Origin of the sequence: Maribacter spongiicola, from assembly GCF_052119685.1 — a bacterium.
Taxonomy (GTDB): Bacteria; Bacteroidota; Bacteroidia; order Flavobacteriales; family Flavobacteriaceae; genus Maribacter; species Maribacter spongiicola_A.
Window position 1 is genome coordinate 244,322 of sequence record NZ_JBGQOO010000005.1, and the last position, 15,690, is coordinate 260,011.

7 protein-coding genes are annotated in these 15,690 nt (G+C 33.6%); 2 read left to right on the forward strand and 5 right to left on the reverse strand.

The window, feature by feature from the left end:
- Positions 1-7,926 (reverse strand): DUF7619 domain-containing protein, encoded by a 7,926-nt coding sequence (locus tag ACEN2N_RS10745; protein WP_441824323.1) that lies wholly within the window; start codon positions 7,924-7,926, stop codon positions 1-3.
- A 281-nt stretch (positions 7,927-8,207) separates the two neighbouring features.
- Here ACEN2N_RS10745 and ACEN2N_RS10750 point away from each other — a divergent pair, with 281 nt between their 5' ends.
- Positions 8,208-8,762 carry a hypothetical protein gene (locus ACEN2N_RS10750; protein ID WP_441824324.1) on the forward strand — a complete coding sequence of 185 codons (555 nt, stop codon included), beginning with the start codon at positions 8,208-8,210 and terminating at the stop codon, positions 8,760-8,762.
- Between the two features lies 1 nt (position 8,763).
- Here ACEN2N_RS10750 and ACEN2N_RS10755 read toward each other — a convergent pair whose 3' ends face one another.
- Entirely contained in the window at positions 8,764-9,348 is a 585-nt protein-coding gene (locus ACEN2N_RS10755) for a precorrin-2 dehydrogenase/sirohydrochlorin ferrochelatase family protein (RefSeq protein ID WP_441824325.1), read from the reverse strand.
- A 270-nt stretch (positions 9,349-9,618) separates the two neighbouring features.
- Entirely contained in the window at positions 9,619-10,209 is a 591-nt protein-coding gene (locus ACEN2N_RS10760; RefSeq protein ID WP_441824326.1) for a DUF4202 domain-containing protein, read from the reverse strand.
- A 293-nt stretch (positions 10,210-10,502) separates the two neighbouring features.
- Between ACEN2N_RS10760 and ACEN2N_RS10765 the strand changes: the two genes are divergently transcribed.
- Positions 10,503-10,628 (forward strand): hypothetical protein, encoded by a 126-nt coding sequence (locus ACEN2N_RS10765; RefSeq protein WP_441824327.1) that lies wholly within the window; start codon positions 10,503-10,505, stop codon positions 10,626-10,628.
- 47 nt (positions 10,629-10,675) lie between these two features.
- On the opposite strand, the gene ACEN2N_RS10770 is transcribed toward ACEN2N_RS10765, so the two are convergent.
- Together ACEN2N_RS10770 and ACEN2N_RS10775 are read right to left on the reverse strand one after the other, a co-directional pair.
- Positions 10,676-11,887: a Pycsar system effector family protein gene (locus ACEN2N_RS10770; RefSeq protein ID WP_441824328.1), complete on the reverse strand. Its 1,212-nt coding sequence runs from the start codon at positions 11,885-11,887 to the stop codon at positions 10,676-10,678.
- A gap of 53 nt (positions 11,888-11,940) precedes the next feature.
- Positions 11,941-15,666 carry a hypothetical protein gene (locus ACEN2N_RS10775; RefSeq protein WP_441824329.1) on the reverse strand — a complete coding sequence of 1,242 codons (3,726 nt, stop codon included), beginning with the start codon at positions 15,664-15,666 and terminating at the stop codon, positions 11,941-11,943.
- Between the last annotated feature and the right edge of the window lie 24 nt (positions 15,667-15,690).

Below are 15,690 nucleotides of genomic sequence, written 5' to 3' on the forward strand. Positions count from 1 at the left end.
TTATTTTTTTATGATTTGACGCATACTATTCTGATTTTCTGTGGTAACTATTATTGTGTAAACACCAGGAGCTAACCCGTCCATATTTAACTTCGCAGTTCTATTTAAAATTTTCTCTAGTTTCTCGCGTACTCTGATTCCGCTTTGCGTGAATAAAGTCAATAACACCTCTGGTGCCGAATCATCAGGTAATAGAATAGTAACATCACCCTGCTCAACAGGATTCGGATAAATAGTTACACTCTCATAAGTTGTTAAAAAAGTATTTTCAAAAACACCTTGACAATCTATATCGGTCTTAACTTTAATATCATTTGACATTTTGGATAATGGCAGTGTAATTTCATTTTCAGAAGTACTATACTCGGTATCGTTTAGAGTGATATAATAGCGAGCACCTCCTTTAAGACTTAATGAAATAGATTTACCAGATTCATCAATATCGGTACCTACCTCTAAAGTTTCTGGCTCTGTAATGTTTACAGTAAAACATTTTTTATAATTAAGTTGGTCAACTACTACTACACAAAGTTCGTAAGTACCTGCCTCTAGGTTTTGGAAATTACTGAAAGTTCTAAACGATTTTGTTTCCGTAACAACTCCATTACTTAGGTTTGCCCTATATTCTGCACTTTCGTTAGCTCTAATAAGTATAGTACCATTATTACTAGATGTACATGATTCGCCAGTACTTTCAATCGTAAAATTATCTGCAGCTAAAGTAAAGTCAGAACATAGTTCATTAGAGGCTAGTTCTGCAGGAATTATTAAACTACAACCGCTAGAGTCATGAATAGAAATTTCATAGTTTCCCTCGGATAAGCTTTCAAAAAGGTTGTTTGTTTGAAAAGTCGTTCCTTGGTCAATGGAAAATTCATAAGAACCAGAACCTCCTTCTACATTGACTTCTATACTACCGTCTTTTTGACCAATACATGAAATTTGGTTAATAGTTGTTGTTGCATTTAATGGAGTAATTTCTGTGGTTTGTATATTATTACTTTGTACCGAAAAATTATTAACATCCTTAACGGTTACAAAATAGCTGCCCATTTCAAGGTTGTCAAAAATTCCCGTAGAATTTATTACTATTGATGAATTATAAATAGCATTAAACAATTCATAAGAATATGGTGCCGCTCCACCATCTACTAGAGCTACTATAGTAGATTTGTTATCGCAGGAAACAGCATCTATCTGCGCATTTACCGATAGTTCTGTTGGTTCAGAATCACAATCAAGAACAAATATTTCTGAAGTTGTACAGCCATTACTATCAAGAACAGTGTAGGTGTGTTCACCTTGTTCAAGGTTTATAAATAGCGGGTCAGTGGTATATAATCCGCCATCTAAAGAATAGGAGTAAGGTGGCAGGCCACCATTAACAACAATACCTAAAGAGGGCATATTTTCATTAGCGCATTCAGTGTCATATAATTGAGAGATTGCTTCTAATGATACATGCTGTGTTAAGTTAATAATATCGCCCTCTGAAATTAAATTTTCAGCATCAGTAATTTTAACTTTGTAATTACCCGAGGTTACATTAGAAAACAATCCAGTACTAGAAGTAGATATTATGTTGTTTTCAGAATCAAGTAATTCGAAATTAAAAGGAGCTGTACCATTTTCCACTTCGGTTTCTAAAATATAAGTTCCTAATTCACAAGAGTAATCTACTATTGAAGTAGTACTTTGAAATACTGGCGGGTCTATTACAACGGCGTATACTAAAAAACCACAGTTATTACTGTCATATACATAAATAGTATACGACCCAGCGGATAGACCATCATAGTAATTTTCAGATGACATTTCTGCACCTGTATTACCCCAGGAACCTTCACTTTTGGAAACGTGATAATAGTAAGGCATTGTGCCGCCTGTTACCAAAAGTTCTATACTACCGTCACTTGCGTTAGGTCCGCTGGTCGGCGTTACTACCTGATCTAAATATATTGGATCAGGACCTATTAAAGTAGCCGTTTGCTCTACAGAAATTGAATTTGCATCTGTTGCTATAATCAAATATTCGGTATTTTGAAGACGAATGAATTCCCCTGATGAATTTGAAGTAATAACTATATTGTCAGACGTTTTCATAATCTGATATGTAAAAGGCGCTTCACCATTAAAAGCTGTTGCCACTATTTCTCCATTATGTCCACATGAAGCATTTTTTAACACCAAATTTAATTCTGGTAGATCGGCTAAATAAGGATCGGTACCGTTTATTACTTCTTCACCATTGATAATACCATCTAAATCGCAATCTCCATTTGCCCAAATTTCATTGTGTAATTCATAATTGATATATCCTTCAGCTTGTAGTGGTAGACATGGATCGTTTGGATCTTCATCTTGATTGTCTACAACACCATCACCATCTGTATCTAAAATTGCACCATCGATTTCAAAGGCATAAGCTATACCTTCTTTTGAATAATAGTAAGTACCAACCCCCAGGGTACTGCCAGAAAGAGAAAGATCGTCACCAAAATTTCTATAGGGAGTTGCATTACATGCATTTAATTTTATTAAAAAGTCCCAAGTGTAATTCGATCCAAATTCGTAAAGATGAACAGATCCAGTATTTGTACCGATATCATCATCTAATGGAGCACTAATGGCTAAATAAGTATCATTAATTGCTACTCTATGAGCAAAACCATCGTTTTCGGTACCATCAAACGCCAATAGTTTTTCTGGTTGTGACCATATGCCTGGCGATAATTTTTCAAAAATATAAGCAGCACCACTATCTAAGCCATTAGTATCTTGAAATCTAGAGCCTACAACTACCCATGTTTTCGATATAGCAACTGAAGTTCCAAAAAAATCGCTTGTAGCTCCGTCATTTGGAATAAGCTTTGTGGTTTGGCTCCATGAATTGTTATTATCCTTTTCGAAAATATATGCAGAGCCCGAAGATTCTCCATTATCATCGTTTTTATCTGCTCCAACAACGATATTAGCACCTGATATTGCTACAGAGATACCAAAAGAATCTTTTTCTGCACCATCGGAGGCTGTAAGTTTTTGTAGCTCTACCCAAAGTCCATTAGCTCCTTTCTCAAAAATATATGCAGATCCACTCCACGTTCCAAGATCACTATCGTTTGGGCTACCAACTATAAAATAATCACCATCACTAGCCAAAGAATATCCAAATTGTTGGTATAAATCTTTATCTGATGGTACTATTTTTTGCTTTTCTACCCAAGTGTCGTTAATTGTTTGTTCAAAAACATAAACAGTGCCCGCTGTATTATCTTCCTTATAGGAACTTACAATCAAATCTGTAGCAGAAAAAGCAATAGAGAAACCAAATTCTAGATCTGCCATGACATTAGACGCAGTTAATTTTTGAATTTCAAGGAGAGAACCATCAGTTTGTTTCTCAAAAATATACACAGAACCACTTTTTTCTCCAATTTCATTATCGTAGTATGCACTTACGGCAACTGTATTACCATCGGCTGAAACTGACATTTTTTTACCAAAAAGTTCGGTGGGCATACTGTCAGAGGCTAAAATAATGTTATCTGTACAAATTGTTTGAGTTGTATTTTCTATAGCGGTATTTTCAGCACCAACGACAACAGTTATATTAGAAAGACAACCATTACTATCTCTAATACTTAAATCATAGTCTCCTTCAGGTAGGTTGGTGAAAACTGAAGTCGGTTCAAAACCACCATTTTCTAAACTATAAGAATATGGCGCAGTTCCGCCTTCTACCATTATTGAAATTAATCCATCATTACTACTTGTGGTGCTTGCATTAGTTACAACAATATCTTCAGTTAGAATTAAAGGCTCTGTAATAATCACAGAATCATTTATTTCACACCCATTAATATCTCTTGCTATAATTAAGTATGTGCCAGAAGTAAGATTCACAAAACTATTATAGGATTGAAAAGACAATCCATAATCTATTGAATATTCATATGGCCCAATTCCGTCAGTTGGATGAATAGTAATACTACCATCATTAGCGCCATAGCACGAAATATCATTTACGTTAGTAATGATTGTTAACGGACTGGCTTCAGTCATTTGAACACTATTACTAGTTGCCACACTTAAATCTGAATCTGTAACAATAATATGATATGTGCCCAATGCAAGATTTTCAAAGACACCGGTTGTATTGCTTGTAATTAATAAATTGCTGGAATCATCAAATAATTCGAAATTATAAGGCAAAGCACCACCTTGCACTTCTGTTATTATTTTACCATCGTTACCATAACATGAGATTGCGTTAGTTTGTGTTGCTTCGACAACCATTTGGTCTACTTCGCATATATCACCTATACCATTATTATTTAAATCTTCCTGAGATGGGTTCGCCGTTTCAGGACAATTATCATCATCATTTAAGACACCGTCACCATCGATGTCTAGGTTTACAATTTCCGTATGAACGGTATTGGTGATAATTGGCGGATTAAAATCAAAATAAATACTCGCATTGCCAGAAATAATATCACCAATAGCCAAACCTGGTTTTGGTTTTATTTTAAATGCAACGTAACCGTTACTACCAGATTCATCTGAATTACTATCAGGAAGATTTATATCATCAAAAATAAATTCAACGTTGTTGCCATCGGTAATTAAAATATTATTTGGGTGGCTAGAGGAAACAGGGGAGAAGGTATTCCAATCTAAATTTTCACTTAGCTCATCTTTAATTTTTACGTTAATAGCAGACGCCGTTCCGGTATTTTGAAATCTAATTACATAATTTAAATAGTCACCTACGTTATCAATTGATACATTTTCACCCTCTAATACAGTTTTGTCATTAGGGTCGTATGAACCAATTAATGTTTGGTTAAGGGTAAACGTATTGTCTTCGGGCTTAGAATCTGCTTGTAGGCTGGTTATGCTATTTTCAAATTTTAGAATTTCATTAATATTTGCCACTGGGGGTGGCGCTATATTAAAATCTAACTGAATTGTTCGTTTTTCATATGGTGATAAATCAGTAAAATTCCATTCTATAAGGTTTGTTGTTTCTGTAACAGGAATTTCACTGGAATTTAACAATGTAGCTTTTGTATTATCAAATTCTAAAGTTATTTCACCACTAGTATTTGTGTTTCCGTTATTTTGATACACCAGATGATATGATGAGTTAAAGCCAGGTCTTGGATTATTTAGAGGAATTAAAACTAAACTAATATCATTAATTAGATTAGGAGTAGGTGTAATACAATAATCATAGACCAATTCTTGACCAAGTTGAGTGAAATTATATGACCCTTGCGAAGGAGTAGATGTAAATAAAGCTTTATCAGGTTGTGCTGTAAATGTATTTGTACCTTCTTTTACATGAATAGAATAAACTCCATTTTCATCTGAAAATGAGGTGAATTCGGAAATACCATTGTTGGCAGTTATCTTAACATTTGGTAAGGTAAAATTAGTAGTTTCACAATTGAGGTTAGATTCTGTGTATTTTGTTACTCCGCTAATTTTGTTATATAAAGAAGAACAACTATTATTTAAACTAGTTTGATTGCAGTCTCCTGCATTATAACCTACATACCAATATCTGCCAGAAGCAATATAATTACACAGGCTGGGTAAGTCGCAAACGGATAGAGATCTATTAAATTCAATTTTGAAACTGGTTCTATTTTTTCCAGTTATGAAGATATTAGAGATAGCATTAATATCTGTTAAAGAGCTATTTCCATTGATATCAATATTACTCGTTACTTCATTAATCGAATCAATGCCATTTAGAGATTGTAAATTAGGATTAGATCTTATAGAAATACCAGAGCCAACCTTTTTTAGGGAATTAAAACCATTTAGGTCTTGGATTAATTCATTGTTATTTATGAATAAATATCCTTGGTTAATTGATTCAAGATTTTCAAATCCCTCCACACTTGTTAGAGCGTCGTTATCTAAAATACCCAATTGCCTAACCTCGGATAAGCCTGTAAATTGTAAAAAAGATTCTAGCTTTGGGTTTTCAGAGATTTCTAAATCTTGCACCTCATTTAATTTACTTAAGCCGTTTAAAGTTTTAAATCCATTTCTTGAAATAAGTATAGTATTTACTTTTTGAAGATTTTCAAAACCTGATATGTCCTCTATAACAAGGTTGTAGTCAAGGGTTAAATTTTGGGTTATCTCAGTTAAATTGCTAAAACCAGTTATATTTAGTAGTTCAACATTTCCTTTTATTTCTAAATTTTCATTTATTCTATTAAGATTGTTGAAACCATCTATTTCTTCAAGTAAAAAATTATTTAAAATATCGATAAAATCAACTAGCTGCAACTGTTCAAATCCTCCAATTTTTTTCAAACTAGGGTTGCCTATGATTGAAATTTTGCCTTTTAGTTTTTCGACTTCTATACCTTCATAAGAAACTATTTTTTCATTATTAGATAAAACTAGTGTTGTGGTAGTATTAAACTCCTGTTGTTCTCCTATGGATTTGATACCATTAAGCGCAGTTACATCTAATAGACCTGCGTTATTGGAAATGTTCAATACTGTGCCAATAGAATCTAAAGCTTGTAATCCATTTAGATTTTCAAGTTTATTGTTGTTGGATATATTGAAGCTGCCATTAACAGATTTTAGTTTATTCAACCCTATTAAATCTATCAAATTTTGATTGTCAAAAATTTGAAATAACACTCCATTATTTTCCTCCGGCGAACCTATTTTTAATAAATTATCTAAACCAGATAAACTCTCTAAAATTACATTTGAGCTAATTTGTACACCTCCAATAATTTCTTTTAAATTTTCTAGACCATTTAGATTCAATAGGGCGTCATTTGAATGTAGATATAGTATTCCTCCTATATATTGTAGACCGTCAAGTCCCGTTAAGTCTTCAAGATGTTCTGTATCTCTAATTTGAATCCGATCATTTATTTTAGAAATATTTTCTAATCCTTCTAAAGATTTTACTGTATCATAAATATATATACTACCACCAATTTCTGATACATTTACAAATGGTCCAATTAAATTATCAAGGTCGTTTCCTTGTATTAGGACACTACCTTCTATCCTCTCTAAAGATGAAATTTCTTGAAGAGTTTTTAATTTTTCATTGTAACTAATTTTAAAAGCATAACCATATGTTTCATCATCTTTGTTGACCCCAACTGATTTTAGCCCTCCAAACCCAGTTAGATTTTCTAGGTTTTTGTTTCCATATAGTTCAAAACTACCCCCTACAGTTTCTAGATTACGAAACCCGCTAAGGTTTGTTAAAAGTTTATTTCCAATATTTAAATCTCCATTTATTGAGGTTAGATTACTGAAACCGGTAATAGAGGTTAATTGATCATTTCCAACAATTATTAAATCGTGAACATTATTTATATTGTTTAAATCAGATATAGAGGTTAAACTATTGTTAGAATTGATACTTAAATTGCCGTTAACGGTATAATTTCCATTAAGCTGTAAAGCGGTAAGAGCTGTGTTTGAAGAGACATCTAAATATCCGCCAATTGTAATATTTGAAGATAGCCCATTTAGATTAGGAAGAACGTTATTTCTATATATAAGAAGATTATTACCTATTAATACTAAGGATGAAAGTCCACTTAAGGAACTAAGCCAACTATTATACATTATATTAATATTTGAACCAACTGAGGTTAAATTCTCTAATCCAGAAAGATTGTTCAGACTGGTTCTTGAAATTACCAACTGTTGTGCAATTGACACTATTTCATTCAAACCTTGTAAATTTGTTATATCAGTACCAGTTATACTTAAGTCATTAGGCAGTGAAGTGCAATTTGGATAATTAATCTTAAAATTATCTACTTCTGATTGGGTGGTCAACGATAAATATCCTTCAGGACATTGTGAGAATCCATGGAAATAAAAGAATATAAAGATTAGGGCGAAAAAGACTTTCTTCATAAAAACGATAACTATTGGTTGGAGGTTGTATTTTATTAACAGTATTGAACAACAATAGTTATTAAAATTTTCCTACAAGCCTAAATTGTGATGTCAGTTAAGCAATGTTTGTTGTAAACAGCTAATTATTCATTATTTAGTTACTCTAGTCTATGAAATACTAATCTTCAAAATCATCAAAAATGTAAGAGTTTTCTTTATTTTGTGCAGTTGGCCTAATTATAATACGATTTTTAAATTATCGCAGTTAATATCTTTAACAATCAAATTTTCCCCCAAATATGATTACGATTAAAACTTATTTAAAAGTTGGCGTACTGTTTTTTACATCAACTTATATTCAAGCCCAATGCGAAGTTTTTAAAAGTGAAATCAGCGATGTACAGCGTTACATGTCTCAAGTTAGTCAACTCTCAGATTCCTTGAGTACCGCTGTTGAAATAGCTTCTTTTGATGCTTCTATTAGTAAGGCGCGAAAAAATACTAAAACAGCAATGCTATTAATGGGGCAGGCAGTAAATGCTGCCGATGAAGCTGTAATTTTAGCTTCAGAAGCTCAATACGATTCTCAAACATGTGGTTTAGAAGATGCCGTGAGCTATACTATCGATGCCGAAAGACATACTATAGATTCTCGCGACTTTTCAACCGAAGCTTTTGAAAATGTTAAGAATGCTGCCAAGGCGAACAACCTAGGTAACTTACAATTCTATATGCGTAAAGCACAGCGCTTAATGAAAGAAGCCCAAAATTCAGCAGATTCGGCTGTCTACGCAGCAGATAACGCGCATTACAGCTGTAGTCATGACGTTGCCCATCTTAGTTTTGAGAAATAGCCTACTCCTCTTTCTTATTCACCAACCCTTTGGTAAACTCATTTAAGGTCTCGACTTTTTCTTCGAAATCTCCTTTTATGGTCTTTCTAAATTCGTTGAGGTTTTTAACGAGGTCGTCTATATTTTCAGGTATTACATCTTCAAAAAATTGACGGAGTCTTTTAGCTGTTGTGGGTGATTTCCCGTTTGTAGAAATTGCCACTTTTACATTCCCTTTAGTAACGATGCCACCCATGTAGAAATCACAAAAAGGCGGGTTATCGGCTACGTTTACTAATATTTGTTGTTCTCTACAGTCATGATATACCTGCTCGTTTACAGGTACATTATCTGTGGTTGCTATGGCAATATTTTTCCCTTTCAAATAAGAAACATCGTAATTCGCCACATTCATTTTAATATCGAATTTATTCGCGAGTGCAATAGTTTCTTCCCTAAACATTGGTGACACCATTTCGACTTGTGCGGTAGGACTTGACTTTAACAAAAAAGTCAATTTTTCTAAGGCCACATTGCCACCGCCAACGATTAAAATATGCAGGTTAGATACTTTTAAAAATACGGGGTAAAGCTCATTCCGTTCCATGTATTGTGTTGTTTTCTTCTGTTTTGTAATTGATAGTTACTCGCGTTCCTTTCCCAATTTTGACTAAAGGTTTGTAGTCAACCTACTATTTTTTAAGTTCAGTATAGCAAAATCTTGTTTTTACTTGTAATTGAATAATTACTTGTGAAATAATAGTTGAATTTGCAATTGATACTAATACAGTCATTTACCATTTTGGATAATGTGAAAACTTGGAATTGTTCTATGATGTATTGAGCTCATTATTATAAACAAAATTAGTTTTGGCTTTTAGGACTTTAGTGCCTTGTTGATTAAATCTAAAGAGAATATAGAAAGTGGTAATTTTAAAGCAGCTTCTTGTCCCTTAACAGACATTTTTCTCCAAGTTTTTTGAAGGATGTCAATCGTTTTAATCTCTAGATGTTTGTGCGCGAAAGGTTCAAAATAGAACTCTAAAAATACTAAGCAGATAACATCTTCTAAAGTTTGGGTTTCTTCGTTTTTTTTCAGTTGTTTTTTCTCTAATAGAAATTTTACGTTATTAATGGTGTCATCATTATATCCTATTTTTTTTAAAATGTCAGCGGCTTTCTTGGCATGGAATTTTTTTAATTCTTGTCGCCATCTTAAATATCCTTCGCGGTTCATTTCATAAGACTCCCGAGGTATTTCCCATCTGCAGATATGTTGACAACGCGCAGTAAGGAGTAATGCTTCAGACGCGTTTGCATTAAATTCGTTCAAGCGCTCGGTCATTCGTTTACCATACAGTACTTCTTTTGGGTAAGTAGTTCCCTCATATATTTCGGTATTAGGATCTTGGGTATTGGCTTCGTCGAAATGTTTAAATGCTAACAGTAATTTATTTGTCGTCGCCATAAATTATTAATTTACTCAAAGCTATTCAGAAAAGCCAACATACACAAAGTACGACACTGTTTTTACAGGATAGGTGGCTATTGTATTTAAATAAGCGTTTTATATTTTGAAATGTGTAATCATCATAATTAACTATAATAAGTATCGGCTAGGCTCGATATGAAATCAAAATAATACTTTACAAGATATAAATGACTTAGAATAAGTGCAATGGAGACAAGAAATTCATTTATGAAGTTAAAACTCTAGAATGTTTCGGCATAAATTTGTGGTATAATTCTAAATAACCGCTCATGACCAGGGTAAATGTAAATAATCAAATTAAAGAGCCGGCTTTTGCAAAAGCTTTAAAATTCACTATCGTAATTGCTGCAATCGGAATTTTAACGTGTATACTTTTGATGACTTTCGGAGTCTAACTAATGCACTTAACTTATTCTTTCTAAATTTAGAAAAGCCGTTTTACTTAAGGCTGCATTACGGGGAGTTCTAATATTCGTTCTGGACCATAAAATTTCAGCGCAATACCAAATACAATTACTGAAATTATCATTCCTACCATAAAAACGGTATACGTCCACCGTAAAATTCTGTACTTTCTTTCTAAAACAATCCCAAGAAAATAAAGGTCTTTAGTTAGTGAACTATAGATATAATCTTTGTCTTTAATAAGTTCTGACATTGCCCAATTATACTGCTGTAATTTCATTTTATGAAAATTACCGAAAAACAATAGATTCACCTTTTTGGTGGTTACTTCTTCTTCTGTAAATTGACCAGAGGTCACGTTCGGTTTGGTAGCTATAATAGACATCACCATAGATACTACACTAAAAATGATAAATAGAAATGTTGGGTAAAATAGATAGTCATTAGAAGGGTTATCTAATTTAGGAACCAAATTTGCCAATGCCATAGAAACGATAATAGCATTTACAGAAAGTAAAATATTCGCCTTTGTATCGGCAATATCACTCAGTTTTAAATGATTGCTTAATGTAACCCTATATAATGTCTGTATGCCCCGATCGGGTAATTCTCCTTTAAATTTAGCTTTTAAACTTTCCTTTTTAATGAGCTCCTTATTTTTCTTTTTTGCTTTTATGAGCCTCTTAATATTCTTGTCTTTCCCTTTTTGCCAATTTTTTAGAGCATAGTCGGTATAATAACGATGTTTGGCTCGTAATAAGGCAATATTCTCTTTGCGCCAATCGGCAGATGTAATACTTTGTTTACCTAATGACGAAAGCTCTTCACGCAATAACTCTGTCGTGACCATGAAACTCTTGACATGAAAATGAGAAGAATCTGCATCGCGAATTATTTTTTCTAATTCATTTTTTGGCTCGTACCCTTTTTTAGTTGCTGAAATTAGTTCACACACACTCGCAATAAAAGTTGGTGTACAATTATTTTTGGTTAAAAAATCTCTAGATAATTGGCAGCTATGCTCTTCATGGTTCTCAATAGAAATAGTGTACCCAAGGTCATGAAACCAAGCAGCAACTAAAAGTATCTCGCTCTCTTCGTCTCCAATTTTTTCACCAGTAATAAGTTCTTTCGTACCATCTACAACACGTTGGGTATGCCTAAGATTATGGTAAAGATATCTTGGGTCAGTATTGCCGGTTAAAAGATTAGTGGCAAAATCTTCGGCTTTAGAAACTATTTTAGACATGGTGTTTTTGGTATGATTTGCACTTTAGAAAATTACAAAAATTAAAACTAGTGTTAAATGGACAAACCGAAACCAACCTGAATCAAATTACTTTCTTTAGAGTTGAAGTAGCCTATATTAAGGGTAAGTGCTTTTAGACTGCTTATCCAAAATCCGCCGCCTTGTGATGTATGCCATACATTTGAACTTTCATTTGGCATCCAAACCCTACCATAATCAAATCCGCCATACATACCAATGGTAACTGGTGAAACTGCCGTAACGTAGCTTTTAAGCTTCAGTTTTAAGTCAGATGATTGATAGAAATATGATTTACCTGTAAATCTTTCATCTCTAAAGCCACGTAAGCCATTAGCGCCACCAATTGATGGGGTATGATAAAAGTAAACATCATTATAATCGAACAATCCTTTGTACTCGGCTGTTGTACTGTAAACCAAACTACCTGTTGATTCTAACTTGTGATCAAAACCTACCTTTAAAGAGGCATATCCGAATTTGTTCGAATTGTTATTAATGTTCATTTTATAACCGGCAGCAAAACTAAAAGATATTGCCTTGGAAGGAAAATCACCAGCATCATCTCTATCATATTCACCGGTCAGTTCAGCGCCGCCATAGTTCTGATTATCAAAAACGGCATCGTTTAAATTACCTGTTGTAAATAATCGATTAGTGTTATTTGCAACTTTGAAAGATTCAAACAAGCCTTTAACACGAAGACTGTAAAAAGCCAACCCTGCACTTGCCTTGAAAGTTCTAATTCTACCCCTGTAATAATCTCGACTCAACATATCTTCGTTATTGATAGTTTCATTTCCAAATCCGAAGAAATTACTAACATAACGATCATTGGCAAAATAGGCGTCCATTTCAAAATTCCATCCAGGAAATACATTTCCATACATGCCAGAATATGATATTTCAGCTGCTTTAAACTTAAAAAAGTAATTGGCGCTTACACTATGTTGTTGTTTAAAAGTATTGCCGTCAATACCATCTTGAGTATAGGTGTTTGAGGCACCTAAAAAGAACCCATCATCTGTTCTAAAGCCAATGTTTGGCATTAAAATATTGCTATTAGGTTCGAAGAACCTAAAATGAAAAGTATTTGTTTCATAGTTATTCGTAAACGATGTGGCAGGCTCTAGCTCTTCAATATTTATTTTCTCATGTTCCCAATCATATAATTTCACTCTTTTCTTATTTTCGATTTTATAGGTGTCTTTGCCATAACCGCCAATGATTCTTAATTTTGTTTTAGGGTTTTCACTTCCTTCAACCCTAAAAACATCATCATCGCCTAAACCGTAAACCCAAAGTTCTTTGGTTAGACTATCGTTAAAAATTCTCGAATAAATTAATTCGTCTTTTTCGTCTGATAAGATTCGTTTTACTTCAACCTTTGTATCACCATTTTTCATCTTTGTCATGGTGAAAATATCGTCTTTTTCGGTGCCTGTTACCGCTACGATTTTGTTGAGGTATTCAGCATATGCTTTTGCGGCCTCAGGTAAAGTTGAAAGACGTTGTTTTAAACTTTCTTTAATAAATTCAGATGTTTCGTCTTGTACAGATTTAGGCAATCGGGTAAATGCCTTTTCAATTACATTCGAAGTCATACCTTCTTGTATAGCCATAGCCTCTTCGACCCAAACCTCAGGTCCGAAAGATGTTAATAAGGTTCGGTCTAACCGATTACCAGAAAGATTCAGCCATTTTACATTATCAACATCCTCGTCATAGGTTTCCCAATTTCTTGAATTTGGAACAAACCAATTTACAATAGGTATAACTTTGCCGTCAAATCTTGGAAAGGCATTATCGCGATCTCGTGGAATGGGCAAAAATTCTTTTTCTCCATCTGGACTTTCATATTCAACCCATCTCCATTGGTCTTGGTGACGGTCCCAGTCGCCTATTAGCATATCAAAAATTCTTGCACGTACAAATGCCCTTTCGTCGACGGAATATGATTCATCACTTTTGATTTTTTCAAGCATATCTGTTGTACTTTCATAATCTACAACTTTACCAGAGTTTTGATCAATACTTCTTCTATAGCCTTTGTAATTTGCTTGTTCTTCTGAAGGTCTTCTTTCTATATAATAAAGTTCATCACCATAATTTTCGTTGAATTGCTTTAAACTAGCTTGTTTTGGAACATAGAACAAATCTGTATCAGAATGGTTAATTTGTGCAGATTCAGCCAAAGGGTCAATTACTAACTGCATATATGGGTGAGCAGTGGTAAAAAAATCAGAAATAGCTTTTTCTGCCCAAGTATCTTGATAATCCTCAGTATTATATGAAATACCTGGAAGTTTGAATTTTAGAAATTTCAATGCACTTTTTCGTAAAGAACGCATAGCATACTGTTTGCCGTTGGCATCTTCTAAACGCAGTGAAAAAGACTGGTGACCACCACCTTCTTTAACTACGGATAAACCACCATATAAGGTGTCAAGTTTTACAACTGGTGCGTCTACAGGTTGTCCATAATATTTACGATAACGATCACCCCAAAGAAATGTATAAGCCGCACTTTTATTATAATCATTAGGATTATCTAAAATTGCACTGTTCTTCGTTAATTGCGAGCTTGTGCTAAATTGGCTAAATTCTTTTTTAGGTTCCAATTTTGGGAGAACAGACAGTTCGGTTTTTTTATCAAGATTATTCTCTGAGATAAAAGTAACTTTTGAACTTCCGTCCTTATAGTAATCTAGTCTAGCAAACCCTCTATCTCCAAAAGCATATTGGCCTTCATATTCTATAGATCCCCCTATTGCGGTAATTCTGCCGGTTCCTAGATTAGTTGCGCTTTTTGTACTTAAAGATCCACTAATGATTTGATGAATACCACCACCCTCTAACAACTGAAGACTTTCTTCATGACCAGAAACTAGTGTAATTCTATCGTTTGCCTGCGCTAAAGCACTTACCGCTATTCTTAGGTAATTATATCTTCTAGAATTTACATGTTCAGGGTTAAAGGCACCTAAGTCCATTACCGTATTCTTGATTGTTCCTAAAACAGGAATTGGAGTAAGGTGGTTTTTAAGAGTTGTATGTCCGGCATATGTGCCATTTGTAAAAATTGGGTGGTGCATTGCAATTACGATGTTTTTACCTGCCCCATCGCCAATATACCCCTCAAGTTCTTCCATAAACCTTCTGCGAGTAATAATGTCTGTGCATTTGCTATTGATATCTTCGATTCTAGACCAATTAGACACGAACCATTTGGAGTCAACTAGTATTAGATCTAAGTCATCACTAATCACCCTATGTTCTATTGGGCAACCATTATTGGGTATAACCGCAGTATTTTCTCTTGCAACATCTTTTAATAAATTTTCAACCTTCTCAATTTTTTTAAGTTGATAACTTTTCCATTCATTATTACCGGGTAAAAAAATAGTTTCTCCCTTAAAATTCGATGATATATCTAACTGGGTCTTAATAAGAAGACTGTCAGCATCCCAATTATTGGTCTCTGATGAAATATTATCTCCTGTAAATAGTAAAGTACTATTTTCTGAAGCACTATCAAGCTCTTCTTTAAAGCGCTGTAATAGTGCTTTATTTGATATCGATGAAGAATTTCCTAATCCGCCAGCAATATAAAAAGAATAGGTCACTTCTTTTTTAGCTGTACTTTTCTCGCTATTTATATTGCTTTGTTCTTTAAATGTAGCACAGGAAGAACCTAATAGTAATAAAATGGTAAATATGAGATGTTTTACCCAAGCTATTTGAATTGGTTGGTTGATCATATATAAATTATTAGATAATAGTTT